This is a genomic window from Rhodococcus sp. KRD197 (assembly GCF_017168235.1).
Classification (GTDB): domain Bacteria; phylum Actinomycetota; class Actinomycetes; order Mycobacteriales; family Mycobacteriaceae; genus Rhodococcoides.
Genome location: NZ_JABFAO010000006.1, coordinates 83460 through 110078 on the forward strand (window position 1 = coordinate 83460; position 26619 = coordinate 110078).

20 protein-coding genes are annotated in these 26619 nt (G+C 63.2%); 12 read left to right on the forward strand and 8 right to left on the reverse strand.

All coding sequences use genetic code 11. From position 1 onward, the window contains the following. The first annotated feature begins 36 nt into the window (after positions 1–36). From J1M86_RS12795 to J1M86_RS12805, 3 genes are read left to right on the forward strand one after another with little or no spacing between them, the layout of a single operon-like run. On the forward strand, positions 37–6495 hold the full coding sequence (locus J1M86_RS12795) for an SDR family NAD(P)-dependent oxidoreductase (RefSeq protein WP_307786627.1): 6459 nt from the start codon (positions 37–39) through the stop codon (positions 6493–6495). Next, positions 6492–8486 (forward strand): beta-ketoacyl synthase, encoded by a 1995-nt coding sequence (locus tag J1M86_RS12800; protein WP_206510160.1) that lies wholly within the window; start codon positions 6492–6494, stop codon positions 8484–8486. The genes J1M86_RS12795 and J1M86_RS12800 overlap by 4 nt, the downstream gene beginning before the upstream one ends. Continuing rightward, a complete protein-coding gene (locus J1M86_RS12805; RefSeq protein ID WP_206510161.1) occupies positions 8483–10033 on the forward strand; it encodes a PfaD family polyunsaturated fatty acid/polyketide biosynthesis protein in 1551 nt (516 codons plus the stop codon). Before J1M86_RS12800 ends, J1M86_RS12805 begins: the two co-directional genes overlap by 4 nt. Before the next feature lie 186 nt (positions 10034–10219). Here the strand turns inward: J1M86_RS12805 and J1M86_RS12810 are convergent, their stop codons facing one another. From J1M86_RS12810 to J1M86_RS12830, 5 genes are read right to left on the reverse strand one after another with little or no spacing between them, the layout of a single operon-like run. Next, positions 10220–11074 carry a carbohydrate ABC transporter permease gene (locus J1M86_RS12810; protein WP_206510162.1) on the reverse strand — a complete coding sequence of 285 codons (855 nt, stop codon included), beginning with the start codon at positions 11072–11074 and terminating at the stop codon, positions 10220–10222. Further along, positions 11064–11978: a carbohydrate ABC transporter permease gene (locus J1M86_RS12815; protein ID WP_206510163.1), complete on the reverse strand. Its 915-nt coding sequence runs from the start codon at positions 11976–11978 to the stop codon at positions 11064–11066. Before J1M86_RS12815 ends, J1M86_RS12810 begins: the two co-directional genes overlap by 11 nt. Positions 11979–12032: 54 nt before the next feature. Next, positions 12033–12902: a metallophosphoesterase gene (locus J1M86_RS12820; protein ID WP_206510164.1), complete on the reverse strand. Its 870-nt coding sequence runs from the start codon at positions 12900–12902 to the stop codon at positions 12033–12035. 42 nt (positions 12903–12944) lie between these two features. Then, positions 12945–14318 carry an ABC transporter substrate-binding protein gene (locus tag J1M86_RS12825; RefSeq protein ID WP_307786628.1) on the reverse strand — a complete coding sequence of 458 codons (1374 nt, stop codon included), beginning with the start codon at positions 14316–14318 and terminating at the stop codon, positions 12945–12947. A 46-nt stretch (positions 14319–14364) separates the two neighbouring features. Then, entirely contained in the window at positions 14365–15540 is a 1176-nt protein-coding gene (locus J1M86_RS12830; protein ID WP_206510166.1) for an ABC transporter ATP-binding protein, read from the reverse strand. Positions 15541–15891: 351 nt separating this feature from the next. Here J1M86_RS12830 and J1M86_RS12835 point away from each other — a divergent pair, with 351 nt between their 5' ends. Continuing rightward, complete coding sequence (locus J1M86_RS12835) at positions 15892–17241, forward strand: MFS transporter (protein ID WP_206510167.1); 1350 nt, start codon at positions 15892–15894, stop codon at positions 17239–17241. Here the strand turns inward: J1M86_RS12835 and J1M86_RS12840 are convergent. From J1M86_RS12840 to J1M86_RS12850, 3 genes are read right to left on the reverse strand one after another with little or no spacing between them, the layout of a single operon-like run. Next, positions 17229–18125, reverse strand: coding sequence for an alpha/beta fold hydrolase (locus J1M86_RS12840; RefSeq protein WP_075837372.1), 897 nt, complete (start codon positions 18123–18125; stop codon positions 17229–17231). The two genes, J1M86_RS12835 and J1M86_RS12840, sit on opposite strands and share 13 nt — an antisense overlap. 5 nt (positions 18126–18130) lie before the next feature. Further along, on the reverse strand, positions 18131–18667 hold the full coding sequence (locus tag J1M86_RS12845) for a YiiD C-terminal domain-containing protein (protein ID WP_206510168.1): 537 nt from the start codon (positions 18665–18667) through the stop codon (positions 18131–18133). A 31-nt stretch (positions 18668–18698) separates the two neighbouring features. Next, positions 18699–19928, reverse strand: coding sequence for an acyl-CoA dehydrogenase family protein (locus J1M86_RS12850; RefSeq protein WP_206510169.1), 1230 nt, complete (start codon positions 19926–19928; stop codon positions 18699–18701). 165 nt (positions 19929–20093) lie between these two features. Between J1M86_RS12850 and J1M86_RS12855 the strand changes: the two genes are divergently transcribed. The 8 genes from J1M86_RS12855 to J1M86_RS26365 all read left to right on the forward strand — a co-directional run bounded on the left by J1M86_RS12855 (position 20094) and on the right by J1M86_RS26365 (position 26599). Continuing rightward, positions 20094–21035: a PDR/VanB family oxidoreductase gene (locus J1M86_RS12855; protein ID WP_206510170.1), complete on the forward strand. Its 942-nt coding sequence runs from the start codon at positions 20094–20096 to the stop codon at positions 21033–21035. 109 nt (positions 21036–21144) lie between these two features. Next, positions 21145–21411, forward strand: coding sequence for a biotin carboxylase N-terminal domain-containing protein (locus J1M86_RS12860; protein WP_206510171.1), 267 nt, complete (start codon positions 21145–21147; stop codon positions 21409–21411). Between the two features lie 69 nt (positions 21412–21480). Continuing rightward, complete coding sequence (locus tag J1M86_RS12865; RefSeq protein WP_206510172.1) at positions 21481–22098, forward strand: trimeric intracellular cation channel family protein; 618 nt, start codon at positions 21481–21483, stop codon at positions 22096–22098. A 56-nt stretch (positions 22099–22154) separates the two neighbouring features. Continuing rightward, positions 22155–22841, forward strand: a complete 687-nt coding sequence (locus tag J1M86_RS12870; RefSeq protein ID WP_075837254.1) for a response regulator transcription factor — start codon at positions 22155–22157, stop codon at positions 22839–22841. Further along, positions 22841–24274 (forward strand): HAMP domain-containing sensor histidine kinase, encoded by a 1434-nt coding sequence (locus J1M86_RS12875; protein ID WP_206510173.1) that lies wholly within the window; start codon positions 22841–22843, stop codon positions 24272–24274. Before J1M86_RS12870 ends, J1M86_RS12875 begins: the two co-directional genes overlap by 1 nt. Positions 24275–24418: 144 nt before the next feature. Next, complete coding sequence (locus J1M86_RS12880) at positions 24419–25825, forward strand: S1C family serine protease (protein WP_206510174.1); 1407 nt, start codon at positions 24419–24421, stop codon at positions 25823–25825. Positions 25826–25914: 89 nt separating this feature from the next. Further along, the gene (locus tag J1M86_RS12885; protein WP_187346655.1) at positions 25915–26415 is read left to right on the forward strand and encodes a molybdenum cofactor biosynthesis protein B; all 501 of its coding nucleotides are present in this window, start codon (positions 25915–25917) and stop codon (positions 26413–26415) included. 4 nt (positions 26416–26419) lie between these two features. Further along, positions 26420–26599 carry a hypothetical protein gene (locus J1M86_RS26365; RefSeq protein ID WP_230558340.1) on the forward strand — a complete coding sequence of 60 codons (180 nt, stop codon included), beginning with the start codon at positions 26420–26422 and terminating at the stop codon, positions 26597–26599. Positions 26600–26619: the final 20 nt, after the last annotated feature.

Consider the following 26619-nt stretch of genomic DNA (forward strand, 5'->3'; position numbering starts at 1 on the left):
TCACGTCACTTCGCACAAGAACCCGAGAGGACCATCGTGACCGCCGAATCCACCACCGGATCCGACATCTTCGAAGACCGCCGACTCGCTCGCAATCCGATCGCGATCGTCGGCATGTCCGGATTGTTCCCGAAAGCTACGAGCCACCGGGAGTATTGGCAGAACATCGTCGATGGTGTCGATTGCACCGAGGAAGTGCCGGAATCACGGTGGAGCCTCGACGACTACTACGACGCCGACAAGACGGCCCCGGACAAGACCTACTCCCGTCGGGGTGCGTTCTTGCCGGACGTCGATTTCGATCCGCTCGAGTTCGGGTTGCCGCCCAATCAGCTCGAAGTGACCTCGACCATGCAAACGCTCAGTCTGGGTGTCGCACGTGATCTGTTGTCCGACGCCGGTGCGACGGGGTCGTCGTGGTACGACCCCTCGCGCACCGGCGTCGTCATCGGCACGACGGGGCCGGTGCCCTTGATGCATCCGCTTGCTGCGCGACTTTCGACTCCGATCCTGAAAGAAGCGGCACGCAGCTGCGGTCTGTCGATCGAGGACGCCAACGCCATCGCCGACAAGTTCACAGCAGCATTCGCTCCCTGGGAGGAGAACTCTTTCCCGGGTCTGCTCGCCAACGTCGTCGCGGGACGCATCGCCAACCGATTCGGGCTTTCCGGAATCAACTGCACGGTCGACGCCGCATGTGCTGCCTCGCTCGCGGCGTTGCGCACGGCTGTTGCGGAACTGCTGGACGGGCGTGCGGACACGATGATCACCGGCGGCGTCGACACCGAGAACTCGATCTTCATCTACATGTGTTTCAGCAAGGTCGGCGCGTTGTCGCCGAGCGGACAGATCAGCCCCTTCTCAGCGGCGGCCGATGGCACGCTGCTCGGTGAGGGCATCAGCATGGTTGCGCTACGCCGACTTTCCGATGCAAAGCGCGACGGCAACCGCATCTACGCCGTCATCAAGGGTCTCGGTTCATCGAGCGACGGCCGGTCCAAGAGCATCTACGCGCCCCGTGCCGAGGGCCAGCGAATCGCGCTCGACCGCGCCTATGCCGATGCCGAATGCTCGCCTGCTTCAGTAGAACTGTTCGAAGCGCATGCCACCGGGACCGCGGTCGGAGACCGCACGGAGATCGAAGCGCTCAGTGGTCTGCTGCGCGATGCCGGCGACGAGACCAGTTATGCCGGCGTCGGCAGCGTGAAGTCGCAGATCGGCCACACAAAGGGTGCGGCCGGTACCGCGAGCCTCATGAAGCTTGCTCTCGGGCTGTATCACAAGGTGCTGCCGGGAACGATCAACGTCGATGCCCCGAATCCCGGAATCGGGTCCGATTCCGCGCTCTATGTGAACACTGCTACCCGTCCGTGGATTCGTGATCCCCAACGACCAGTGCGCCGTGCTGCGGTGTCGGCGATGGGATTCGGTGGCACGAATTTCCACGTCGTCCTCGAAGAAGACGAAGCGCCCCGTACGGATTTGCGACCGATGCATTGCACTCCCAAGGTTCACGTGTGGCACGCCGCTGACATCGATTCGCTGATCGAGGCTGTTCGTTCCGAGGAATCGATCGGCGGCGGCGAGATCGACAACGCCCATGCGCGGCTCGGGTTCGTCGCAGTCGACGACGAAAACGAGGCCTACCTGCGCGAGGTTGCCGTGGAGCAGCTGACCCGTAACCCCGACGCCGAACAGTGGAGTCATCCAGAGGGCGTGTTCTTCCGTTCAGCGGCGATGTCGACGATCAAGGTCGGAGCTCTATTCGCCGGTCAGGGAAGTCAGTACGTCGATATGGGTATCGAAGCCGTACTCAACACGCCTTCGGTAGCCGAGGCGTTCGATCTCGCGAACGTCGCCTTCACGGGCTCCGCTCAGCGATTGGGCAGAGTTGTTTTCCCACCACCGGTGTTCGACGACGCTCTGCGTACCGAGCACGAGGCGACGCTGCGTCAGACCGAGTTCGCGCAGCCGGCAATCGGTGCGCTATCGGTCGGTCAGTATCGGTTCCTGCAAGAACTCGGGTTCACCGCAGATGCGCTCGCTGGGCACAGTTTCGGTGAGCTGACTGCTCTCTGGGCGTCGGGTGCACTCGCGACAGCCGACTACTTCACTCTCGCCCGTGCTCGCGGCACGGCGATGGCACCGAGGTCCGCCGGGGACAGCGGGACGATGCTCGCAGTTGCTGCTCACCGCGCCGATGTCGACGCCATGATCGAAGACCTCGATGACGTATGGATCTGCAACCACAATGCGCCGGACCAGGTGGTGGTCGGCGGCGGTCGCTCGGCGATCGACGATGTCGTCTCGCGTGCAGCAGAGCGCGGATTCGCCACTCGTGAACTCCCGGTGTCCGCAGCGTTTCACACCCCGTACGTCGCACACGCGGTAGAAGCGTTCGCACCGGCCGTCGAATCGATCGGAGTAGGGACACCCTCTGCTCCCATCTACGCGAACACACCCGGTCGCGAGTATGGCTCGAATCCGGCCGAGAACAACGCCACCCTGGTGGAACAGCTGATGAAGCCGGTCGAATTCGTGGCAGCCCTCGAAGCCATGCGCGCCGACGGGTGCAACGTGTTCGTCGAGTTCGGACCGAAGAAGGTACTCACCTCGCTGGTGAACCGGACCCTGGGCGACGATGTTGTCGCGATTGCCACGGACACCGGCCCCCTCGGGAACAGTGACCTCTCGCTCAAACGAGCTGTCACGCAACTCATCGTGCTCGGTCTCTCACTGTCCGACGTCAACCGATACACCTCGACGGCTCCGCTGGTACGCGCGGGAAGCGGCATGACGATCTCGCTCTCGGCGCCTGAGTACGTGCCCGATAGCCGCCGGAAGTCCTACGCGGACGCCTTGGCCGTCGGATACCGGGTTTCCGCAGTTGTTCCCGCCGAATCGGTCGGAAGCGTCACTCCGACAACTACACGGGTCCCTTCCGTCGCTGTTCCGTCCACGCCAGCCCCGCCGCCAATTCGATACTCGGAGACGACCGTGCCTCAGCATGATTCCCATAGTCCACTGAACAACAGTCAACTCAACAACAGTCAACTGAACGATGGCCGAATCGAAGATCGGTCCACTGGCGAGCTGTCCGCCCTTGCGGCACACCTCGGCACGCACGATCGCTACCTCGATGGTCAGCTCGACCTGGCCCAGCACCTCGCGGAGGCGTTGAGCGCCGACCACATCGACGCCAGCATGCTCCGCGCGATCGAGGCGGTCAAGGACCACGGAGTGGCAATCAGTCACAGTCATACCCGAGCGACAGAGGTGCTCGGCCGCATCGCAGAGTTGGAAATCGGGGGCGGCGTCGGCGAAACGAATCCTGTACGACGCTCGGTCGTCGGGGTTGAAGCACCGACGGCTGCGCGCTCGATCCCCGCGACTCCGGTACAGGCAGCGATCGCGCCCGCCACACAGGAGCCACATGTGGCACCGGCTGTCGAGATAGCTCCGACACCGGAACCCGTCGTCGCCCCGATTCCGACGGTTGTGTCGGTGTCCGAGGAAGCGGCCGGTGTCACCGCCGCACAACTGCGTCGCGCACTGCAGGACGTCGTCGCGGACAAGACGGGCTACCCCGTGGAGATGGTGGATCCATCGATGGACCTCGAGGCTGATCTCGGGGTCGATTCGATCAAGCGCGTGCAGGTGCTCGGTGCGGTGCAGGAGCGGTTCCCGTCGCTGCCGAGTCTCGGGCCCGAGCAGCTGGGTACGTTGCGCACGCTCGACCAGATCGTCGACCTACTAGCGCAGTCGTCGTCCGGATCCGTCGCCGAGACCGAACAGTCGGAGTCCGACAGTCCGCCGGACACACCTACCGGGACATCAGCTGAATTACTCCTCGCAGCACTTCTGGAGGTCGTTGCGGACAAGACGGGCTACCCCGTGGAGATGGTGGATCCATCGATGGATCTCGAGGCTGATCTCGGGGTCGATTCGATCAAGCGCGTGCAGGTGCTCGGTGCGGTGCAGGAGCGGTTCCCGTCGCTGCCGAGTCTCGGGCCCGAGCAGCTGGGTACGTTGCGCACGCTCGACCAGATCGTCGAAGCACTCGGTGTGGGGAGTGATGTCCACCCAAAAGCTGAAGCCGCGGCTCAGGCGCCGCGGCATACCGTCGAACTCGTTGCACTCCCGGCCGTGGACCTCGTGGGTGGGCTGTTCCCGACCGGCTCGACCGCAGTCGTCGTCGACCTCGCGGGCGGCGATGCCGATGCCGATCAGGTGTCGCGTCGGCTCGCCGATCGTGGATGGACCGTCAGCCGTCTTTCCCTTGCCGGCAGCGCAGATGAGATCGAGACGACTCTGAAGTCTGCGTTCGAGAACGAGGTGACGCTGGCCTTGGTCATTGCGGGTGCTACCACCGAGTGGTCGGCGGCGAGTGACCGGTTGACCGCTGCCTTGCTCGCTGCCAAGCACTGCTCTCCCAGTCTGGAACGCTCCGACGCGGTTCGGTCGGCGTTCGTGACGTTGACGCGGCTCGACGGTGCGTTCGGCTTCGCCGGGACCGTGGATCCGGTATCCGCCCTGATCGGCGGTGTCGGCGGTGTTGTGAAAACCCTTGCCGCTGAGCGGCCCGGTCTGTTCTGCCGGAGTCTCGATGTCCATCCCGCGGCGGACATCGATGCCGTGGTGGAAGCTTTGCTGACCGAAATCGCCGACTCCGCGACCGACACCTTGGAAGTGGCCGTCGGGGAACACGGTGACCGTTGGACGCTCGTTCCTAGCCTCCATGGCTCTTCGTCGAAGTCCAGCTCTGTCGACCCGACACTCCCGCTGGAAGACACCGAGTTGACCGAATCGGATGTGGTCCTCGTGACGGGAGGCGCACGTGGAATGACAGCGATCTGCGCTCGCGAGCTCGGACGGCAGACCGAATCACGATTCGTTCTCCTCGGGCGCACCGAACCCGATCCCGAACCGTCCTGGGCGGTTGGCGTCGACGACGTCGGCCTGCAGAAGGCGGCGCTCTCTGCGATGGCAGGCTCGAGGGCCACCCCGCGCGACATCGGACGTGCATGCGCGGCCGTCCGAGCCGGCCGCGAGATCGCCGAAACGCTGGGCGAACTCGGTGAACGAGCGCGGTACATCGCGGTCGACGTCACCGACGTCGACGCGGTCCGGGAGGCACTGAAGTCGCTTGCGTCCGAGATCACCGTCCTGGTTCACGGTGCCGGCGTACTCGCCGACTCGCCGATCGCAGCCAAGACAGTCGCGGACATCAATCGGGTCCTTGCCCCGAAGATCAACGGGCTCGGAGCCGTCCTGGAGGCCCTCGATTCGGAGAACGAGACCTCGCCGCTCCGCAAGATTCTGCTCTTCACCTCGGTCGCCGGTCTGTACGGCAACTCAGGGCAATCCGATTACGCCGCAGCCAACGAAGCACTCACCCGCTTCGCTGCCGCACATGTCACCTCCCGACCGGATCGCCACGTCACGGCGATCGATTGGGGCGCGTGGGACGGCGGGATGGTGACACCGGAGCTGCGCAAGCACTTCATCGAACGTGGTGTGTCTTTGCTGGATCCCGATGTCGGTGCGCGTGCATTCGTCGAGCAGTTCACACCGACTCAGCGCGATGACGTCGTGGTGCTGATCGGAGAGGCCGAGTCACTGAGCGACGGTCCGCAATCACTCGGGGAACCGTTCGTTGCTACCCGGACCCTCGGTGATCTGAGCGAAAACCCGCTGGTGCAGGCGCATCGGATCGGGGAGCATGCGGTGCTTCCTGCCACCTTCGGTCTCGGTGCCATGATCAACGTCGTCGAGCGCGCCTACCCGGGTCGGTATGTCATATCGGTACGGGACTTTCACGTGCACAAGGGAATCGTGTTCGACCACCCGATCGAATCGATCGATATCCGAGTCACTCCCGACGGCGAACAGGCAGTGCGAGTAGTCGTCACCAGCCGAGTGGACAGCGCGAAAGGTGACTCGAAGTCGCTGTCCCACTACGTGGCAACGATGGACCTCGGTCGATACCCCTCGGAGATGCCGCGGGTTCGTCCGCCTCGGTTCGGAGGCGGTGTACCCGCTGACGAGTTGTACCGTGATGCCCGCCAATTCCACGCTCCACTGCTACACGGAATGCGCCGGATTCTCGCGGGCTCGGACACCGAGCTGGTCATCGAATGCGAACTCGGCGGCGAGCCTTTCGCTCTCGGTGCCTATGCGGGAGCGCTGCACAACCCAGTGCTTGCCGACGTCATTCTCCAGGGGCCACCTGTACTTGGACATCGGCTGCTGAATTCGGCATGCCTTCCACTCGGTATCGGACGAATCGACTACTACGCACCGCTGCCGATGGGGTCGCCCTACGCTGTTGTCGTCGACAATCCGCGTGCCGGCGCGGTCGACGTGACGCTCGATGCCACCGCGATCGGCCCTGACGGCACCATTCTGCAGAAGTACGCAGACGTGTCTGTGGTCACGACACCCCAGTTGTCCGACATGTTCCGCGAATCAGTGAGGCATTGGATCAAATCATGAACGTTCAATTCACACGAGACAATGCGGCACTCGCATTCGACGGCGAGCCGTTCGACCCCCTCGGCGCCTCTGTGGTTTCAACGCCGCTGGCACCCGAGGCCACAGCGAGTGCGCCATCGCGCGTTCCGTCGTCGGGCGTCAGGGGAGCGGCGAGCACGGGAAGACTGAATCAGTTACACGAGCTGCGAATTGCGGTGACCGAGGCCCATCGCGCGCATCTCGATTCCCATACGAACGTCCAGTACGCGCTTCTGCGGGCGGCTCGCGTTGCGACCGCACCGGTGCGCCCGCCCTCGACAGGAGCGGTCGCAGCAGTTGAAGGTGCATTCAAGCCGCTGGCCCGCGCGGGTCGCCGGTCGCTGGATCGTGATGCACTGGAATCGTTGGCGCGGGGCGAAATCGCTGGTGTGTTCGGAGCGCGATACGACCAGGCAGGAGCCAACCCGAATGTTCGGATCGCAGCGGCGTCACCGCTTGCGTTGACGTCGGTCACCGACATCGATCTGCGCGGCGGTACATTGAACCGCGGACGGCTGCGCGCGCAGTTCGATGGTGACGCCACGTCAGCGGCAGTGCAGGCAGTCGAGACGTTCGTCCTGTTCGCCGGGTTGCATCTGTGTATGGCCGATGTGACTCTCACGGCAGCGGAACCGGCGCGTCTCGATTCCGGTTCTACCGAGCTCGACGTCGTGGTGACCCAAATCGAACTCGTGCCGCGCCCGCATGTCACAGCGGAAGTGATCGCAGGAGACGGGCGCAGCATCAGCGTCACTGTCACTGTCACCGAAAAACCAGGTTCCCCGGTCGGTCCGGGAATCGGCGGTGCGTTCGATTCCTGGACCGGACGAATCGGTCACGCCGGAGATCGAGTGCTGCTCAACGAGTTCCACATGGCACACCTTGCGCGCGGTGACCAGGGCACGGCACTCGGTCCTGAGTTCGCCGGTTTCACCGGGCGTCGGGCGACACGGCTGCCCACCGGTGGTTTGCTTCTGGTCGATCGCGTCACACGGTTCGACGGTGCCCGCGGAGTTCTGGATCGCACAGCCTCCTACGACACCGAATACGATTCGCCGGCCGATTCGTGGTACTACGCCGACAGTGCCAACTACTCGGTCCCGCATTTCGTGTACATGGAGACGTCTTTGCAGGCGGCGCTGCTCATGGGGCTGTACGTCGGCCCGACACTCATCGCGCCCGACGAGACGCTCAGCCTGCGCAACCTCGGCGGCACCGCCACCGTACTTCGCCAGGTGGACCTTCGCGACAAGACCATCGAGCAGTCGTCACGGTTGCTGTCCACGACGCTGCTTCCGGGCTCGTCTCTGCAGACGTTCGACTACACCCTGTCGGTGGACGGTGAACCGTTCTATCGCGGTGAGACCATGTTCGGCTACTTCAGCGATGAAGCGCTCGGCAATCAAACAGGGCTCGACGCTGGCAAGAACCGGCCGACTTGGCTGCAGACGCACAAGCCGAGCTCGGTCCGCACGATCGACATTGCCGCGCGAAGGAGCGCCCCGGGATCGCGGTTGTGTTCGCGCGGTACGTTGGCGCTGCTCGATCTGATCGAAGTCGTAGACGGTGGCGGTGATCACGATCAGGGATACCTGCACGCGCTCCGTCGTATCGATCCGGACGACTGGTTCTTCGCCCGACACTTCCACCTCGACCCGGTGATCCCCGGATCGCTCGGTGTCGAAACGGCGATTCAGGCCGTGCAGGAGTGGATGTTGAACTCCCGAATGGATTCGGGAATGGCCGATCCGCGCTTCCTGATTCCAGCCGATATCGAGCTGACGTGGAAGTATCGTGGCCAGTTCCTGCCCACCGACCGTCAGTGCGAGTTGGAAGTCCACATCAAGACGGTGGAGCGGCGGCCTGGTTCCGTGGTCGTCACCGTCGATGCATCCCTGTGGAAGCCCGGTCTACGGATCTACGAGTTGATCGACCTCGCCGTCGAACTGCGCGACGGGCAGGTTCTCGGATGACGCGCGCGCTGGCACGTGCAGTGAGCGACGTGCGTTCGATCCTGCTCGATCTCGATTCGCCATGCTGGATCGTTGCTGATGCGGACGGTATCGGTGCGACGTCGGACCCTGCGGCCGTTGTGGGCGCTCGCGTCCTCAGCGCTGTCGCACCACTGCCGCCGACACAATTGGGCGACAGCCTGTTTCGCAAGTTCCACGGGGTTCGCTACTGCTATGCCGCGGGCGCGATGGCCAATGGGATTGCGTCCCCGGACATGGTCATCGCGCTGGCGCGAGCCGGATACCTCGCGTCCTATGGCGCGGCAGGAGTGGTTCCAGCGCGGATCGATGCGGCGTTGACCACTATTCGTCAGGCGCTGGGCGATATCCCGTTCGCATGCAACCTCATCCACAGTCCGACGGAACCCGCGCTCGAGAAGGCTATCGTCGATGCATGCCTGCGGCACGGAGTCACCTGTATCGAAGCATCGGCGTTCATGAATCTCAGCCCAGAACTGGTTCGCTACCGAGTCGGTGGACTGACGCTCGGCAGTGATGGTCGAGTGCATCCACGGCACCGCGTGATCGCCAAAGTTTCGCGCGCCGAAGTGGCCGAGCTGTTCCTTCGCCCGGCGCCCGCGGCAATGGTTCGGGCGTTGGTCGAGGCGGGGGAGATCACCGCCGATCAAGCACGTTGGGCCGAGAGCATTCCGATGGCCGACGACATCACCGCCGAAGCCGATTCTGGAGGTCATACGGACCGCCGGCCCTTGACGGTGCTGTTGCCGGACTTGATCGCGCAGCGCGACAGAATGGCTCGTGAATGGCAGGGCCCCACCGAAGTGCGGATTGGTGCGGCGGGAGGTATCGGCACCCCGCAGGCGGTTGCCGCTGCGTTCGCTATGGGCGCTGCGTACGTGGTGACTGGGTCGATCAACCAGTCCTCGGTGGAGGCCGATCAGTCCGAGACCACGAAGGCGCTTCTGGCGTCGTCCGGAGTCGCCGATTGCACCATGGCCCCGTCATCGGACATGTTCGAACTCGGTGTTCAGGTGCAAGTTCTGCGTCGCGGAACGATGTTCGCAGCACGCGCCCATCGGTTGTACGAGGCCTATCGTGAGTACGACGGCATCGAGTCCATACCTCCCGAGCGTCGCTCGGATCTGGAGAGCTCCATCTTCGGGCGGTCGTTGGACGAGGTGTGGACAGGATGTGTCGACTACTTCACCGAACGTGATCCAGGTCAGCTAGCTGGTGCCGAGCGGGATCCCAAGCGCAAGATGGCGCTGATCTTTCGTTGGTACCTAGGGCTGTCGTCCGGGTGGAGCATTCGCGGAGAGTCCGACCGAACTGCCGACTATCAAATATGGTGCGGTCCGGCGATGGGCGCCTTCAACAGTTGGGTGGCGGGAACCTATCTCGCCGCCCCGACCAACCGCCACGTCGCGGACATCGCACACAATCTGATGTTCGGCGGTGCCTACGCCACGCGCGTGGCGGCGCTGCGTAGCTCTGGACTGCGCTTGCCGGCGCATGCCAGCCACTACATACCGGAGTTGCGACAGTAGGTGCCGTAGGCAGGCAAGGTGTGGGAGTCCGGGTGTGCTGCAAAGCCACCCGGACTTTCTGCATCCAAGATTCGACAGTGCGCGTGTAGGGCGCACGGCCGTGCAGATCAGGGCCCAAAGACCAGTTCGGGCAGGCTGAACACCGCTGAGCGATGAGCAGCCTGCCCGAACTCCGTGCTTGTGTGTCTACTTGAGGCCGGATCGTACGAACGCGTTGACGATGTGGCGTTGCAGCACGATGTAGAGCAGGAAGACCGGCAAGCATGCCATGCCGGCCACCGCCATCATCGGGCCCCAGTCATCGCCCTCTGTTCCCATGAAGCTTCGCAATCCCAGCTGGAGAACCGAGTTGCTGCGTTGCAGCACCACTGCGGGCCAGAAGTACTCGTTCCACGAGTTGATGAAAAGAAGGATGGACAACGCTGCCAGCGCCGGACGCAGATTCGGCACCACGACCGTCCACAGGATCGACCACGACGACCTTCCATCCATCCGCGCGGCCGCCAACAGTTCCTTGGGGAAGCTGGTCATGTGCTGGCGCAGCATCAACACGGCGAGAACCGAGGAGAGTGTCGGTACCACCACACCAGCGAGTGTGTTGATCAGTCCCAGTTGGTACAGCAGAACATAATTGGGCAGCATGGTGACCTGGAACGGCACCAGCCACGTTCCGACGAACGCGAGGTACAGGACCTTCTGAAACCGAAAGGTGTACATGGCGAACGCGTACGAGGCGAGCAGTGCAATGAGTAGCTGCGCTGTCGCAGAGGCGACCGCGACCCCGAGAGTGTTCAACAGAAGGCCGAGGATGTCCACCTTGGCGGCGGCATCGGTGTAGTTCTCGATCGACAGGGGCCACGGGAACGGTGACAGCGAGTGGATGTCCTCTGGCCTGCGCAGCGATGTCGCGAACAGCCAGTAGATCGGGACCGCGCAGAGGAAGGCGATCACGATCAGAACTGCATGTCCCCGAATGCGCTGTATCACCGTCCCGGTCTGCCGGACCTCCGTCCCGGTTTCCTCCTGGGCGTCAGTTGTCATGAAAGGTCACCCGTTCCGATAGCCAGACCAGCATGCCGGCCACTGCGCCGAATCCCACGAACAACACGATGCCCGCCGCGGCGCTCAGTCCAGCGTCGAAGCTGTTGAATCCGTAGTCCCAAAGCAGGTAGTAGATGTTCGTCGTGGATTGGGACGGTCCACCCTGGGTCAGCGTGTCGATCAAGGGGAACGTCCACTGCGCGCTGAGCAGCACGGTCATGAGGGTGAGAAAGACCAACGTGGGGGAGAGCAGCGGAAATGTGATCCAGCGATCGATCTGCCACCGCGACGCACCGTCCATCTGCGCCGCCTCGGAATAGTCGCTGTTCACACCAGCCATTCCGGCGGAGACCACGAGCACCGCGAATCCGAGGAAGTGCCATCCGGTGATGATGATGATCACCATGTGGGCCGTACTCGTGTCCTGGATCCAGTTGCGGTCCGAACCCAAGACACGGTTGACCATCCCGGCGCTCGGGTCGAGCAACCACTGCCACACCGCGGCCCCCGCGACAGGCGCGATGAGAAACGGCGCGAAGATGATGGCTTGATACAGCACCCGCGAACGGCCGAGCACACCACGGGTCGAGAAGGCGACCACGACCGGGAGAATTATCGAGAACGGCAACAGGGCGAGGATCAGAACAACTGTGCGCCAGATGGAGTCTCCGACGGCCGGTAGTTCGAGCAACCGGCGGTAGTTGTCCGCGCCCACTGCCGTCATCGGTGACGTGGGCAGCAGATTCCACGAGTATGTCGACAACTGGGCGGCCTGCACGAGTGGGCGATACGTCCACACGACGAGGAAGAATATGGCCGGCGCCAGGTACAGGTAGGGCTGAGCCGAACGAAGAAGACGTTCGAGAACCGGTTCCCGCAGCGTGAGAACAGGTTCTGCAGGCATTCCTACGGTCTCGGACGAAGGCTGGGGATGGTCCAGAGCCGTGACGAACACCGCTCACCCCGCCCGGAGTGACAGTGCGGCCAGCTTGTCGAGGACGTCCTGCATCGATTCGTCGTACACCGCAGGCGCCGGCGTGGCCTCTACTGCAGTGGCGACGACGGACGAGCCGAACATGTCTACACGGGTGAAACCGAATCCGACCACGCCGCGATGACGACCTACCGGCGGGACCGGATCGACTCGGTAGGACATCGCCGGCCCCACCCACACCGGAATGCCCGCGATCGAGCCCGAACAGGTGTGGTGGGAGTGTCCGCAGAGGACCATGCGTACGTCCGTCCCGAGCAGCACGGCCTCGAGGTGTTCGGAGTTCTGCAGCTTGAGCGAATCGACCGATGTCACCGGTGACGGGATCGGTGGATGGTGCAGGACCAGAAGCGTCCCGTTGGGCGCCGGTTCGGCCAGCACCTCGGTCAGCCACTTCAGCTGGCCTGGCTCGAGCCGCCCGTGGTGCTGTCCTGCAGTGGTGCTGTCCAAGACGACGATACGGACGCCCCGCAGGTGAACAACGGTGTCGATCGGCCGGTGCGGATCGACGGGAAGATCTGACGGCGACAGGTCGAGCAGCGCGTGTGCGAAGCTCTCCCTGTCGTCGTGATTGCCCATCGCGTAAACGACCTCGGCACCGAGTTCGTCTGCGGCAGGCAGGATTGCCTCGCGCAGTCGGCGGTAGGCGTCCGGATCGCCGTTGTCGGTAAGGTCACCGGATAAAACGAGCGCGTCGACGCGGTGCCCGGACGAAACCAGACGATCGAGCACTGTCTGCAGGTTGTCGAGCGTGTCGACGATACCGTGCACCTTTTCGCCTTCGCGACCGATGTGGGTGTCGGTGATGTGAACGACTGTGAAGTCTGGTCCGGGCATTTCGCGTCCTTTCGTGGGCGGGCGTCGGATTGGTCGGTCGGGCTACGAGGTCGGAAGAAGCTCTGTGCCCTGGTCCTGTGCTGCCTTCAGCGTGGAGCTGGGGTCCGCACCCTGGTAGACAATCGACTCGACGGCGTCCATCATTCCGTCGCGGATCTGCAGATAGTTGTTGCCAGGCATCGACACCCACGGCTCCATGTTCTCGAGCTGCTCGAGGTTCGGTTCGTTCAACGGGCTGCTCGCGGCCCAGTCCGCAAGGCCGTCAGGATCGTCGACGAGTCCGGTGCGCAGCGGGAGGTAGCCGATCCCCTGCGAGATCGTGATGTAGGACTCCTCGCTGGTGAGGAACTTTATCAACTCCCACGAGGCACGCTGCTTGGCTGGATCGGATGCGAAGGTGAACAGCGAGGCACCCGAATTGGTCGGGACGACCGGCTTGTCTCCGAACGACGGCATCGTGGTGGAGCGCAGATCCCAGTTGTCGGTGGCACCCTTGACGAACATTCCCTGAATTGCACTGGTCTCGAGGAGCATGCCCATGTCACCGCGGGCGAACGCCTCGTAGCCCTGCTTCTGGCTCAACACCGGTGTCGCCCCGTCGGCCACAAGCTGCTGGGCCATGGTTGTCGCTTCGACCGCTGCTTCGTCCGCGAACTCGAGCGTCTTCCGATCCTCGGAGATCACGCGCCCCCCGTTCGACCGGACCAGGCTCTGGTAGCACCAGTCCTTCGCGGACTTGGTGAGGCAATCGAGGTAGACGCCGCCCTTGCCGGTGCGCTCGGCGATCGCCTTCGCCGCGTCGGCGACCTGCTCCCACGTCTCGGGCGGGGAATCCGGGTCGAGGCCAGCCTGCTCGAAAAGAGTTGCATTGTAATAGAACACAGGTGTGGAGAACACGAACGGGATTCCGTATGTGGCCCCGTTCCAATCGGCGAGAACGCGCGCCTTGGGAGCGTATGCGTGCTCCGTTCCGTCGAAGTTCTTCTGTACTTCGTCTTTGCCGAAGAGGTCGTCGAGCGACTTGGCGCCGAGCTGGTTGATCGTGAAGTCCAAGTCGCTGAAGCCGAGCTGCGCAACGTCCGGGGGCGTACCCGCGACCGTCTGGTTCTGAATGCTCGATACCGTGTCCGTCGCCGGGTTCGGGCTGTTGCCCTGCGGCTTCTGCGCGATGACCTCGATATTCGGGTGCTGCTCGTGGAACTCGTCGATGAGCGTGTTGAACGTGTCGGTCCACGCACCGGCGAGGCCATAGTTGTAGCTCTCGAACACGATCGACACCGACTGATCATCGGCCAGTTCCGGCACCGCCGCGGAAGCAGACGTCTCCTCCGTGGTTGTGCTGCCGAGACCCCCACATGCGGTAAGGAGGAGTGCGCTCGTGATGAGGGCACTCACACCCAGAAAGGTTTTGCTCACTGTTTTGCTCCTGAGAGAGGTTGGACGGTAAGAGGGATGGACAGCTTCAAGCCGTGAACACAGGTGTGTTTGCATTCACGTGCAAGTCTTGGTCGAACTCGGTGACCTCGTCGTCGTGTTGCCAGACCAACCGACGGCGGGTATCTCGGTCGAACAGGTGAATGTCGGAAGGATCCAGCTCGAGATGGACCCGATCGCCGGCCTTGACACCACTGGGGCTGGTGACCTTCGCGCACAGGGTGTTCGGACCCACTGCGACGTGCACGAGCTCCTCGCCGCCCAGATACTCCACGGTCGCGACTGTGCCGGTAATGCCGGCAGCACCGTCACTCTCAGCGCAGTCGATCGCATTGGGACGAAGTCGAACACGCTCTGGTCGGACACCGAAGATTACTGCGCGGCGATCGACTACGCTCTGGTTCGCGATACCCAGGGCTGCCGAGAAGTCCGTCGCTTCCGCGTACAGCTCGTGACCGCGGTGCACCACGTCGGCGTCCATCAGGTTCATCGGCGGCGCACCCAGAAAGCCTGCGACGAACGTCGATCGAGGGGTGTCATAGAGTTCGGCGGGCGTACCCACCTGCTCGATACGACCGGCGTTCATCAGTGCTATGCGCGTAGCCATGGTCATGGCTTCGACCTGATCGTGGGTGACGTAGAGGAAGGTCGTGCCGAGCTTGCGATGCAACTCGATGAGTTCACTGCGGGTTGCGCTGCGCAGCTTCGCATCGAGATTCGACAGTGGTTCGTCCATGAGAAATGCGCCAGGTTCACGAACCATTGCTCTAGCCAACGCAACTCGCTGCCGTTGGCCTCCTGACAGCTCGGCGGGTCGGCGACCCAACAGTTCGGTAAGACCGAGCATCGTTGCGACCGAGGAGACGCTCTCCGCTATGGACTTTCGTGATTTCTTTTGAGTGCGGAGCGGGAACGCTATGTTCTTCGCAACCGTCAGGTGGGGGTAGAGCGCATAACTCTGGAAAACCATTGCGAGATTGCGCTGACGTGGAGGGGCTGACGTTATATCTGTTCGATCCAGCATAATTCGGCCGGTCGATGGCTGAGTCAACCCCGCCACCATGCGAAGAAGCGTAGATTTGCCGCACCCACTCGGTCCCAAGAGGACCATGAATTCGCCATCCGCGATATCGAGGGTGAGGTCGGCAATCGCATGCGTGTCCCCGAATTTCTTCGACACCGAAGTGATATTTATGCGACTCACCAGTTTATCTCCCAAGCCGTGCGTGTGATCAGTACGGAATATGACAACACCCGGTCATGTCGTCCAGGTGAACACCGATTCCCCGCATCACCGGAAGACACAATGCTCGGACGCTCTGATCTGCTTCGATAGGATTCGGCGTAGTTGCGATCGAGATCTTCCGGCCACGGCTGGTCGACTCTTTGCCGCCGCCATCTGCGAGTATAGAAATCTGCTATCAAGTGCCCTGAAAGCGTTTATCAGCTATTGAGCTGCGTAGCTTGAATCTACGATGTTCGAGTGACTTCGGATAGCACTACACGCGACGGAAGAACCCAATATTCAGATAGATCTCGACAGCGCACCCTCCTCATGGGAATCTGCGCGATCACATTCATCATCTACCTCGATACCAGTATCGCGCCAGTGGCAATTCCGACAATCACTGATCGCCTCGGCGGCGGCGATACTGCTGCCCAGTGGATTTTGGACTCGTACACCTTGGCGTTCGCTTGCTTGCTCTTGTCGGGTGGGTTGCTGGGCGCGCGGTTCGGTACGCGCAGAATTCTGTTGGGCGGGACCGCTGCATTCGGCCTCGCGTCGGTTGCGTGTGCCATCGCACCGACGATGAATGTGCTGATCGCTGGACGTGGACTGCAAGGTGCGTGCGCTGCGGTTGTAGTTCCGCTGTCCATCGCTGCGTTGACAGAGAATTTCCCCGACCCACGTGCCCGCGCCAAGGCCATAGGGATTTGGGGCGGAACGGCGGGAGTCGCGCTCGCCCTCGGGCCTCTGGTCGGTGGGGTGTTGGTGTCCTCTGCGGGATGGCAGTCACTGTTCTGGATAAACGCCCCGATTGCGCTGGGCGCCTGGATCGCGCTGCGCATGTCGCGTCGCGTCGAATCAGTCGCGCGCAGAGGCAAAGTCGACGTGATCGGACAAGTCTTCTTCGTTGCGGTCGGTGCCGGGGCGACGCTGGCTCTCGTAGAGGGGCCGCATCAGGGTTGGACGCACCCCTTCGGCCTGTTCGCTACGGCGGTGGCCGCCGCAGCGCTCATGCTTTTCGTCTGGTGGGAACGTCGCACCGAGACGCCGATGCTGCCCCCCGGGTTGTTGCGCATCCCCGAAGTGTTCGTTGCCTGCGCTGTCAATTTTTTCGGGCTTTTCGGCCTCTACGGCGTGCTGTTCATACTGACTCTGCATCTACAAGGCGCCTTGGGACTGAGTCCGATGGAGACAGGACTGCAGTTCCTTCCGCTCTTCGGTGCCATCGGGGCCGGCTCGCTCGGGGCATCGTATGTCGCCGGTCGCCTCGGAATCAGGGCGACGATGCTGGTGGGGCTCGGTTCGATCTGTGTCGGACTGCTCGGGCTGATGTCTATTCCGGCGGGGATGCCGTTCGCGGTGTACGGCGTAGCGCTCGCACTGCTCGGCATCGGAATCCCGTTGTCCGGTGGCGTGGTAGCCATCGCCGCGATGGTGAACGCAGTGCCGACGGAGTGGGTGGGCGCCGCATCTGGCGCAATGAACACGTTCAGACAGTTCGGCGCTGTGTTCGGGGTCGCCATCGCGGCCATCGCGTCACCTCGCGTGGGTAGCGAGGTGACGTCGATGTCCGCGACATTCGCAATCGCTGCGTTGGGAGCATTGGCAGGGGTCATCATGACCGTTGTAGCGCTTCGACCATCAAAGGCGAAGGAGCGTCGAGGTCAAGCGACGTAGTCGCCGGTCCGGATCCAGTCGGATGCGACCGCTGCGATTGCCCCGGAGTCCTTGATCCACTCGAAGTGGTCGCGATGGGTTACCGGAGAATCTCCGTCGATGTGCCAGCGTGTGACCGGTGACGAAGTCATCCTGGATTCGAGGAAGTCGACGTTCGACTTGGGCCCGAGGAGGTCCTCTTCCAGCGATATTGCGAAAACAGGTGTCGTCATCGCCGCAAGCAGGCGGTCGTAGTTGCGAGACGAGCCAGCTGGACGGTACCGGCTGGTCAGCGAATGTCGAGACCAATCGACCATGACGCGCCCTGCCATGGCTCCGGGGATGAGAACTCCCCCCGGCCAATGCCCTTTGAATCGTGCAACGAGTCCGATCCACTGAATGTCGCGTAGTGCCTCGAACCAGCGACGCATACCGAAAGCGCGCCAGTAGACCGTTCCGGTGCCGATCACAGTGACGCTATCGACAGCCCCAGGTTCGGCAGCTGAATAGAGCAGCGCGAGTTGCCCGCCGAGGCTGTGGCCGAACAGATGAATGTCGCTGTCTACGAATGTCTCTCGAATAACCGCAGTGATTGCCGGGAGGTCGGTCTCTATCATCTCGCGGTAGCCGAAGTTCGGCTGCTCGAGCAGTGGGGGCTTGCTCTCGCCCTGCCCGCGCAGATCGCACAGTGCCACCGAAAAACCCTGACCATGAAATGCTTTGGCAAGGTGCATGTAGTGCTTCGCCTTCATGACCATTGCAGGAAGAATCAACACGACCGGTGCCGACGGATCGACAGCCCGCAGAATTCGGACGGTGAAGCTGATGTCTCCCGAGACGGTGACAGGCAGCGCCTCGAGCGAGGAGTACTCCGACGGACGACGGGTTCCCGAGGTTGCAGACATCTTGCTCACCCCTGCCCGTCGGTGACGACGACGTCGCACACATAGTCGAACGTGAACTTGGCGACGGTTGTGTCCTCGTCGTTCAAGACCGTGACCTTGCCGGTGAGTTCGAATCGTTGGTTGGATGTGGCCCCGAGAATCGCCCTCAACTCGCGCTCGTCGACCGTCGCAATTGCTCGGATGTGCCCGCTGGCTGGCTTTCGGTAGGAGGCGGTCGCCCCGCGCACCACGAGACTGTCGATGAGGTGCAGGCCGGTGGCAGCTGCGCCGGCAACGGCAGCAGCTCCTGCGATGTCAGCTGCTGTGAACAGCGCCCCGGCGTGCACGGTGCCCATGTGGTTGACCACATGCGGAGCGTTGGGAATCTCGACGACGGCGCGGTCCGGGCTTATTTCGGTGATGGACGTACCGATATGAGCGCCGAACGGAACCAGCGTATCGGCGACGGATCGGAGTAGCTCGTAGTCGGGGGAATCGTAATCGATGGCGCCGAACGCGGCTGCGAACCTTCCGACCTTTCGGTCGGCAGTGGACAGGGACATGGTGTGCTCCTTTTCTTGTGTTGGCGCAACGTCAGCGGAACGGGCGCAATACTCGCCGTGCGATCGACCAGCGGAGGACCTCCGATGGCCCCTCGTAGATCCGAAATGCGCGTGCTTCCACCAGAAATCTCGCGACAAGGTGGTCTTCGCACACGCCGAGACCGCCGTGCAACTGCACTGATCGGTCGAGGATCCGCCACACTGCCTCGGATACGAAGGTCTTGGCAATCGATGCGCTGTGACGCGCATTCGAGGAGTCAGCCCCTTGAGTATCGATGATCTCGGCGGCCCAGCGAATGAGGCCCCTGGATGCTTCGATGTCGATCTCACTGTCGGCAACGTGTGCCTGCGCCATTCCGTGATCGGCGATCGGAACGCCGAACGATGATCGGCCGACGATGTGGCGTGCTGCCATTTCGTGTGCCCGCACGGCAAGACCCAGCCAGTTCATGCAGAACACCAGACGAGACGGCGCGAGCCGAACGCCGGCGTAGAGCATGCCCTTGCCCACCTCTCCGAGCACGGCATCGGCAGCAACCTCGCAGTCCGTGAAGGTGACTTCACAGTGACCCCCAGGGATGCTGTGGTCGAGAGTGGGCATGCGACGGCCGACCTGGAAGCCCGGGTTGTCGTGGTCGACCAGGAACATCGTTGGGCCAGCAGGTGTGGCAGCAACGACGATGATGAAATCTGCGCCGTCAGCTCCGGTGGTGAAGTGCTTGTCGCCTGTGATGACCCACCCGGAATCGGTTTGCCGCGCTGTGGTTTGGAGCATCGATGGGTCCGATCCGGTCCCAGGAGCCGGCTCTGTCATAGCGATCGCAGATCGAGTGTCGCCGGCCGAGAGTGGCGCGAGGTAGCGCTCTTTCTGTTCGGTCGTGCCGGCATCTCGCAGCAGGTGGATGTTCCCGTCGTCCGGTGCGGAACCGTTCACGGAGAGGGGGCCGAGGAGGCTTGCGCCTGCGGCCTCGAGGACGAGTGCCTGCGCCCGCATGTCGAGTCCGAGTCCACCGTATCGAGTTTCGGACAGGGGGCCGAAAACTCCCGCAGCCTTGGCTTTGCGCTGCAGGTCGAGTCGCAGGGCATCGTCCACGATCCGTCCGTCGACGATAACCTCCCGTTCAACCGGGATTACATGTTCGGCAATGAACGCCGAGGTCTTGGAGGCCAGGTGAGTGGCCGCGGGACGGTCGATGCTGGGTGCGGCTTCGGGTTCTGGGAGTTCGTTTCGGGGTATTGTTCCGCTCTCGAGAGTGCTCATGGCCCCGAGTCTCGTTGGGCCTGTCCTCGAGGGCTGCCGTGATAGCTGATGCCGATCGTTTGAATCGGATGAAGAGAGTCGCTGTGCGACATGCGCGGCGACCGCATCAGACTCGAGCTGCATCCACTACTTGCTGCTGTGAGCAATCGAAGGAGTTCGAGACCTATGTTGGAAGCCGGCCGATTCACTGTGATCGTCGTCGAACGAACGCTCGAGGCCACCGACGTAGTCTCGCTCGAGCTCGAGCTTCCTGAGGGAGGCGTTCTTCCCGAGTGGCACGCAGGAGCGCATATCGATGTCGGAGTCGGCGTCGATGAGGTTCGGCAGTACTCCCTGTGCGGATCGCCGGAGAGCAGGCAGCGGTGGCGAATCGGCGTACTGAACGAGCAAGGCGGCCGGGGTGGTTCGAGGTTCTTGCACGAGCACGCGCATCCCGGCGCTACGCTGTCGGTGTCGATGCCGCGCAACAACTTTCCGCTTGTCGAATCTGCACGGTATGCGTTCGTTGCCGGGGGTATTGGAATCACCCCACTGATCCCGATGATCGCAGCGGTGGAGCGGGCCGGTGCTGACTGGCGCTTGTTCTATGGCGGACGGTCCCGCGCGACAATGGGGTTCACCGAGGAACTGTCAGCGTACGGGGATCGCGTGGCCATTCTCCCGCAGGACGAAGTCGGACTTCTTCCACTGGCGGAGATCGTGACCGGAGTGGGTCCGCAGACGGAGATCTACTGCTGTGGACCGGAACCGCTACTTGCGGCGGTCGAGAGTATCGCCGAGGGCAGCTTGCATGTCGAACGATTCGCTCCCCGAGCGAACGCATTCGACGGGCCGGATGTCCCGTTCGACGTTCGGATCGCGAGCACTGGCAAAGTGATTCGCGTCGAGTCCGAACAGTCGTTGGCAGACGCGCTGGAGCGATCGGGTGTGTCGGTGTCGACGTCATGCCGAGAGGGCACCTGTTCCACTTGCGAGATCAAAGTTCTCGATGGCGTTCCGATTCATCGTGACTCCGTGCTCTCCGACGAGGAACGCGCTCGTGGGGAGTCGATGATGGTGTGCGTCTCTCGCGCCTCGGCGTCGTCCATTCTCTTGCTTGATCTTTGAGCTGTCCTCTTGCCTTGCGTTCGACTTTGCTGACCATTTCAGATCGGTCACACCCTGCGAGCGCCCGAAGCGTATCGACCGTAGAACTTATACCTATCGAGGAGCCACGGTGTTCAAGCGGATTGCAGTAGTCAACAGGGGTGAGGCGGCGGTTCGCCTGATCAGGGCTGTGAAGGAACTCAACGCCGAGTACGACTACGGTATCCGGACGGTGGCGTTGCATACCGATTCCGAGCGCGCATCCGAATTCGAAACCATCCACAACATCCAACGAGCCCAACAAGTCGGATCCGTCCACCACATCGTCCCCGCCGCCGAACTCAGACCACAAATCATCGCCGCAATCGAACGCGGCATAACCCGCGCACACCCATAGCGCACCCTCGACTAGCTCGAGCAGGTAGTCCACCGGTTTCTGGACCCGCTCTCGTGCGACCCTTACTCCGTGTTGGTCGATGTCCTGAACTATGTGGGTATTGCGGTGTTCGCTGCGTCGGGCGCCCTCATCGGTGTGCGCAAACGCCTCGACTTGTTCGGTGTGTGTGTTGTGGGCATCACGACGGGTATCGGCGGTGGCATCATCCGCGATGTCCTGCTCGGCATCCATCCGCCGACCTCGCTGGATCAGTGGCCGAACCTCGCGGTGGGGCTGGCAGCGTCGTTGATCGTGTTCGTGGCCCATCCCGCGATGAATCGGGTGTGGAAGGGCATGTTGCTCTTCGACGCCTTCGGGATGGGCCTGTTCGCGTCCACGGGTGCCTCGATCGCGCTGGCCGCCGGGGGGAGTTCGCTCTCCGCCTGCCTGATCGGTGCGACGACGGCGGTGGCGGGTGGCGTCATCCGCGACATCCTGGTCAACGAGGTGCCACTGCTGCTGCGCCGCGACCTGTACGCGATTCCGGCGCTGCTGGGGTCGTCGATCGTCGCGGTGGTCGAGGGCCTGGGTCTGCCCGAGAACGTGGGGTTGATCGTCGGGACCGTCGTAGCGACGGGACTGCGGCTACTCGCGCTGTGGAGGCGCTGGAATCTCCCCATCGCCAGACGCGTCCCGGACGAGGAATAGGGCGCTGAACCGACCCTTCTCAGACATATCTCAGTCCTTCAGGACAAACTGTGACAATGCGTATTCTGGTTGTCGACGACGATCGAGCGGTTCGCGACTCGCTCCGCAGGTCGCTCACCTTCAACGGCTACACCGTCGAGCTTGCGGTCGACGGGCTCGATGCCCTCGAGAAAGTGGCAGCCGCGCGTCCCGACGCCCTGGTGTTGGACGTGATGATGCCTCGTCTGGACGGCTTGGAGGTGTGCCGGAGGCTGCGCAGCACGGGCGACGACCTGCCCATTCTGGTGCTCACGGCGCGCGACTCGGTCTCCGAGCGGGTGGCGGGTCTGGACGCCGGTGCTGACGACTATCTGCCCAAGCCGTTCGCGCTGGAGGAGTTGCTCGCACGTCTGCGGGCTCTGCTTCGGCGGACGGCCATGGAGGCGGAGGGCGAGTCCGAGGCGCTCGAGTTCGCCGATCTGACGCTCGACCCGGTGACCCGCGAGGTGACTCGCGGTGAGCGTTCGATCAGTTTGACTCGCACCGAGTTCTCGCTGATGGAGATGCTGCTGATGAACCCGAGACGGGTTCTCACGCGCAGCCGGATCCTCGAGGAGGTCTGGGGCTACGACTTCCCGACGTCGGGCAACGCCCTCGAGGTCTATGTCGGCTACCTGCGGCGCAAGACTGAGGCGGAGGGGGAGTCGCGATTGATTCACACCGTCCGAGGCGTCGGATATGTCCTGCGTGAGACGCCTCCGTGATGGTCGATTCATCGGGGCGACGTCCGGCGGTGTCGGACGAATTGGTGATGCGTCCGCCGATGCCGCTCACGCGCACCGTGTCGCTGCGGTGGCGGGTGACGCTGCTGGCGGCGTCGGTGGTGGCCATCGCTGTCGCTGTGATGGCCATCGCCGCGTACGCGGTGGTCTCGCGGGCGTTGTACGGCGATGTCGATACGCAGTTGCGCACCCGGTCCGACGCACTCATCAACTCTCGGGTGGTCACATTCGACCCTCGCTACGTCGCCGGCGCCACCCTGTACAGCACCGATGTGTCCGTGGCGTTGATCTTCTCGGATCTGACCAAGTACGTTCCGCCCGGATCGCAGGTGCCCATCGGTAGTCCGGAGCTCGCGGTAGCCCGAGGCCTGTCGGATATGTCGTTGCGCACGGTCGACGATCAGCGCGTGCTGAGTCAGCGCACCCAGGATGGCAGTACCGTTGTTATCGCACAGCGCCTTTCGCCCACCGGGGCGGTGTTGGATCGGCTTGCGTGGGTGCTGTTGGTGGTCGGCGCTTTCGGGGTGGTGCTGGCTGCGGGTGCTGGTATGGCAGTCGGCCGCACCGGTTTACGGCCGATCGCACGTTTGACTGCCGCCGCCGAGCGAGTCGCGCGCACCGACGATCTCACTCCGATTCCGGTGACAGGTGACGACGAATTGGCGCGCCTGACCGAAAGCTTCAACACGATGCTGCGCGCACTGGCGGAATCACGGGAGCGGCAGGGCCGACTCGTCGCCGACGCCGGACATGAACTGCGGACACCGTTGACTTCACTGCGGACCAACATGGAACTGCTCATCGCATCGGGTCGGCCCGGGGCACCGGCGATCCCGGAGGAGGACATGGCCGAACTCCGTTCCGATGTCGTCGCGCAGATTCAGGAATTGTCCACGTTGGTGGGCGATCTGGTGGATCTTGCCCGCGAGGACGCCCCGGAAACGGTGTACGAGAGAGTGGATCTGGCCGAGGCTGTGGAGCGCAGCCTCGAACGAGCTCGGCGTCGTCGCAACGAGATCGACTTCGATGCGACGCTGGAGCCGTGGTTCGTCTACGGGGATCAGGCCGGCCTCTCTCGCGCGGTGCTCAACGTTTTGGACAACGCGGCCAAGTGGAGTCCCACCGGCGGCGAGGTTCGCGTGGTGATGCGCAGGCTCGGTGACGGGCTGATGGAACTCACCGTCGACGATGCCGGCCCTGGCATTCCCGAGGAGGATCGCGAGCTTGTGTTCGAGCGGTTCTATCGCTCGACGGTGTCACGTTCGATGCCGGGTTCGGGTCTCGGCCTGGCCATCGTTCGGCAGGTCGTGATCAAACACGGCGGCACCATCGGCGTCGAGGTGTCCGACCGCGGCGGCGCACTCATCCGTATCGTCCTGCCCGGCGAACCAGCGACAGGCATCGAAATTCCCTGAGCCGTAGCTGGTGCGGGCGCTGTGGACAGTCACGGGAAACTGATAGGTGCATCTCAGCGCCTTCTCAGTACCACCCGGCAAGGTAGTCGTCGAGAAGGCAGGCGACCTCGAAGGGCGAGGTTTTAGTGAAAGAAGCGACTGCAGATGACCGACGATCGTAACGACCCCGCGCAGAACAACCCCGCGCAGAACAACCCGACACAGCAGTTCCCCACCCAACCCGGTGCATTCGGGCAACGTCCGCAGGGGCCGTACGGCAATCCCGCGCACGGCCAGTATCCGTACCAGCAGGGCAATCCATACCAGCGGGGCGATGGGTACAACCAGCACGCAACTCCCCAGCAGCATGCGGCTCCCACACCACAGCATGGGTCCGCGACGACGAAGGCTCGACCGGGCCGCGCGACTCTCGTTGCCGGGGCCCTTGCGCTGGTCCTTGTCGGCGGCGGAATCGGTGGTGCCATCGGTGTTTACGCGGCCGGCGGCGGGAACGGTGCAGGAGGCGCGACCAACTCCCTGAACTCCACCATCACGGCCGCGCAGCCGGCAGCCAACATTCCTGACGGCTCCATCCAGGCCGTCGCGAACAAGGTGTTGCCGAGCGTCGTGCAGATCGAGGTCGTCGGAAATCAGGCCGAGGGTGAGGGATCCGGTGTGATTCTCTCCTCGGACGGTCTCATCCTGACCAACAACCATGTCGCAACCGGGGCCGGTGCCAACGGCAAGCTCACCGTCTCGTTCGCCGACGGCACCACCGCGGACGCGACGCTCGTCGGAGCCGACGCGGTCTCGGACATCGCCGTCATCAAGGCCGAGGGACGAACGGACCTGACGCCGATCGAACTCGGGTCCTCGTCCAATCTGCAGGTCGGTCAGCAGGTCGTTGCGATCGGTTCGCCTCTGGGCTTGGCCGGGACCGTCACCACGGGTATTGTGTCCTCGCTCAACCGTCCGGTATCGACCAGCGGTGAAGCCGGAAATCAGAACTCCGTGATCGATGCCATCCAGACCGATGCCGCGATCAATCCGGGCAATTCCGGTGGCGCGCTCGTCAATACCGATGGTCAACTGATCGGTATCAATACCGCCATCGCCTCGCTCGGTGGCAGTTCCTCCGGCGCGCAGAGTGGATCCATCGGGCTCGGCTTCGCCATTCCTGTCGATCAGGCCAAGCGCATCGCCGACGAGTTGGCGACCACCGGCCAGGCGACGCAGGCGATGATCGGTGTGCAGGTGCCCTCTCGGGATGACGCGAACGGCGCCACCGTCGTCGAGGTCACCGAGGGCGGGCCCGCGGAAGCTGCCGGAATTCCGCAGGGCGCGGTCATCACCAAGGTGGACGACCGGGTGATCGAGAGCGGTGACGCGTTGATCGCAGCGGTGCGCTCGCATGTGCCGGGCGATTCCGTCACCATCACTTACACCGTTGGCGGTAGGGAGCAGACGGTCGACGTCACCCTGGGAACGGCGGAGCCGCAGACCGGTGCGGTGCAGGCACCGTCCGAGTCGGGTTCGCAGCTGCAGATCCCCGGCTTCCCCGGAGGTCGCTGATGCTGACTTTCACTGATCGACTGGCTACCGTCGCCACGATTTACGCACAGCGTGAGGCTCAGCACGGCGTTACTACTACGGTTAGCGGTATGGAACATGAGGCAGCACTGGCTGGGCGTGCATTGGTAGTGATCGTCGACGATCGGACCGCGCACAGCAACGAGAAGGATTCGACAGGTCCGCTGGTGACAGAGCTGCTCACGGAGGCGGGGTTCTTGGTCGACGGCGTCGTCGCGGTCACCTCGGACGAGGTGGACGTGCGTAATGCTCTCAACACGGCTGTGATCGGCGGTGTCGACCTGGTGGTGTCCATCGGCGGGACCGGTGTGTCGCCTCGCGATGTCACCCCCGATGTGACGGCCGAGGTGCTCGATCGTGAGATTCCGGGCATCAGCGAGGCGCTTCGGTCTTCGGGACTCGCGGCCGGATCGTTGGATGCCGGGCTCTCCCGTGGTCTCGTCGGCGTCTCGGGGAGCACGCTGGTGGTCAACCTGCCGTCCTCCCGGTCGGCGATCCGTGACGGCATGGCGACGCTGACGCCGCTCGCCGGTCATGTCATCTCCGAGCTCTCCGGTCTCGACGAACAATAGAGCTATGTCCGAGGACTGTTCACCAGAATCAGACGACGCGAGCCGGGCCCGTGCGCAACGGGCCCGGCTCGCTCGTATTTTCGGCGATGTTCTGCCCGAGTCGACGGGTGACGATCGGCCGACCGAGAGCGACGGTCGGTCGGACGATTGGTTCGCGAGCGAGCGCCCACCCCATCATGCTTGATGTGATCCACCCCACATTTT

Coding starts and splice junctions, on each gene's coding strand:
- J1M86_RS12840 (WP_075837372.1), bottom strand. CDS start 18,125: ATGTCTGCAACCTCGGGAACCCGTCGTCCGTCGGAGTACTCCTCGCTC.
- J1M86_RS12855 (WP_206510170.1), top strand. CDS start 20,094: ATGTTGGAAGCCGGCCGATTCACTGTGATCGTCGTCGAACGAACGCTC.
- J1M86_RS26365 (WP_230558340.1), top strand. CDS start 26,420: ATGTCCGAGGACTGTTCACCAGAATCAGACGACGCGAGCCGGGCCCGT.
- J1M86_RS12835 (WP_206510167.1), top strand. CDS start 15,892: ATGGGAATCTGCGCGATCACATTCATCATCTACCTCGATACCAGTATC.
- J1M86_RS12800 (WP_206510160.1), top strand. CDS start 6,492: ATGAACGTTCAATTCACACGAGACAATGCGGCACTCGCATTCGACGGC.
- J1M86_RS12850 (WP_206510169.1), bottom strand. CDS start 19,928: ATGAGCACTCTCGAGAGCGGAACAATACCCCGAAACGAACTCCCAGAA.
- J1M86_RS12805 (WP_206510161.1), top strand. CDS start 8,483: ATGACGCGCGCGCTGGCACGTGCAGTGAGCGACGTGCGTTCGATCCTG.
- J1M86_RS12810 (WP_206510162.1), bottom strand. CDS start 11,074: ATGACAACTGACGCCCAGGAGGAAACCGGGACGGAGGTCCGGCAGACC.
- J1M86_RS12875 (WP_206510173.1), top strand. CDS start 22,841: ATGGTCGATTCATCGGGGCGACGTCCGGCGGTGTCGGACGAATTGGTG.
- J1M86_RS12880 (WP_206510174.1), top strand. CDS start 24,419: ATGACCGACGATCGTAACGACCCCGCGCAGAACAACCCCGCGCAGAAC.
- J1M86_RS12870 (WP_075837254.1), top strand. CDS start 22,155: ATGCGTATTCTGGTTGTCGACGACGATCGAGCGGTTCGCGACTCGCTC.
- J1M86_RS12815 (WP_206510163.1), bottom strand. CDS start 11,978: ATGCCTGCAGAACCTGTTCTCACGCTGCGGGAACCGGTTCTCGAACGT.
- J1M86_RS12885 (WP_187346655.1), top strand. CDS start 25,915: ATGGAACATGAGGCAGCACTGGCTGGGCGTGCATTGGTAGTGATCGTC.
- J1M86_RS12820 (WP_206510164.1), bottom strand. CDS start 12,902: ATGCCCGGACCAGACTTCACAGTCGTTCACATCACCGACACCCACATC.
- J1M86_RS12845 (WP_206510168.1), bottom strand. CDS start 18,667: ATGTCCCTGTCCACTGCCGACCGAAAGGTCGGAAGGTTCGCAGCCGCG.